The organism is Mesorhizobium sp. M0751, from assembly GCF_040320265.1.
In the GTDB taxonomy this organism is placed as follows: Bacteria; Pseudomonadota; Alphaproteobacteria; order Rhizobiales; family Rhizobiaceae; genus Mesorhizobium.
This window is the reverse complement of sequence record NZ_JAMYPH010000065.1, coordinates 1-1,680: the sequence shown is the minus strand read 5'-3', so window position 1 is coordinate 1,680 and position 1,680 is coordinate 1. Positions and strand designations below refer to the sequence as shown.

At 63.1% G+C, this 1,680-nt stretch carries 1 protein-coding gene and 1 pseudogene; one reads left to right on the top strand and one right to left on the bottom strand.

Annotation, left to right across the window (positions count from 1 at the left end):
• Positions 1–108: 108 nt before the first annotated feature.
• The gene (locus tag NKI19_RS32610; protein ID WP_352458930.1) at positions 109–1,200 is read right to left on the bottom strand and encodes an ISAs1 family transposase; all 1,092 of its coding nucleotides are present in this window, start codon (positions 1,198–1,200) and stop codon (positions 109–111) included.
• Positions 1,201–1,286: 86 nt separating this feature from the next.
• Between NKI19_RS32610 and NKI19_RS32605 the strand changes: the two are divergent.
• Positions 1,287–1,680: pseudogene (locus tag NKI19_RS32605) on the top strand (tyrosine-type recombinase/integrase); the annotation flags it as partial.

The following is a 1,680-nucleotide window of genomic DNA, read 5'->3' as shown; positions in this document are numbered from 1 at the left end:
ACGAGGTCGCCGATCTCCTGGGACACCGCAGCATCAACACAACGGCGCTGTACGTAAAGGTCGCGACCTCGCAACTTGCCGAGGTCGCACTCCCCTTTCCGGGCAGGGCTATCGCATATGAGTGATGGCATTGATGAGATAGTCGTCGTTCCAGGCGCATTTCTTGATGCGATGGCTGATGGGAACTTTGGCAGCATCGGCGGCCTGAAGGATGTTTCTGGCGAGGCGATTGAGAAGGGCCGTGTTGGCGGGGGCATTGTCCTTGCGGGCACGGCTGAGATCCTCATCGAGATGGACATCGAGCATCCAATGCAGGCCGTTCTCGATCTGCCAATGAGCTCTAGTGAGGTCGAGCGCCCGCTGCGGCGACATGAGCGTGGAGGCCATGAACAGGCGCATCAACGGCTTGGCCTGATCGCGTCGGCTGGTGATGCGGATGAAGGCCAGGTGGCCGGGCATCAGCGGCTCGGCCGCCGCCACGATCTCGGCCTGCCGCCACTCGTTGCGGCCGTGGCTGGTCTCGGTCCGCTCGGCAATGGAAGGGGTGGCGTCGGCCAGTTGCAGGTTGGCACGGCGCAGCCAATGACGACGGTTGCCCTTCAGTGCAAGCAGGTAATCGCCACCTCTTTGGGTAATGGCCGCAGCCATGCGGGTGTGGCAGTGGAGCGCGTCGGCGGTGACCAATCTGCCCGTAAGATCAATGAGTTCGACGACTTTGAGCGCGGCCTCGACTTCGTTCTCACCATCGCTCGGCGAGACTGCCGCCAGGCACAGCCGGGTCTCGGCGGCGAAGGCCGACACCGTCAACGGCGGACTGGCTGCCAAGCCCTTCTCGTAGGCTCGCCGCAAAGCCTTGCCGTCAAGCGACACCACCTCGGGCGTCTCTCGGCTGGCTCGGGCGAAAGCTGCGGCAAAGGCAGCAAAGGCGCGACCAAAGGCCTCCGGGTCGAGCAGACGCAGCAGCCGCGAGAAGGTGTCGTGGCTGGGAGCTGCGTCATAGTCGATCAGCCGCGACAGCGCCTGCTTGCGCTCCTGCGCGAACAGGGCAAATTCCGTCGCATTGCTGGCGCCGCACAGGCTTGCTGCGATCATCATCACGATCAGGTCGCCAAGCCGGTGCGTGGCGTTGGGCGCGCGTGGATCAGGCACCGCGCCAAAGTAGCTCTCAAGGCAGGAAATGGCAGTCGCTCCTTCGCTCAACTGCCTCTCCAAAGAATCCTTTCTCAGCCTAAACTCAACCCCAAAATCGCCATGTGCGATTCCCCTGCCTTTCCGGGAGGCGTGGCATGACCGCCTTTGCCCGATTCCTCGGCGAGAAGGCCGAGTGTTACATCGAGCTACGCCACTCCCTCGGCTATGCCTTCAGCAAGCAAGCCGGCACGTTGCGGGCTTTCGTGAGGTACGTTGAGCGCGCTCAGTTCGATGGGCCCGCCACTCGAACGTTGGCGCTGGATTTCGCCCTGTCGTTCAGCGGCGCCGCCAACAGCCGCGTCACTCGTCACGGCGTGCTCCGCCGGTTTTACGAGTATCTCGCCGTCTACGACGCGGGAACCGAAGTCTTGGAGCGCAGGGCTTTCCCCAGATCCAGAGCGATTCCGCCTCCGCGTATTCTCAGCGAGGCTGAGTTGACGTCACTCATCGACGCATGCGCCCGCATTTCGCCTAGCATCCCTCTGCGAG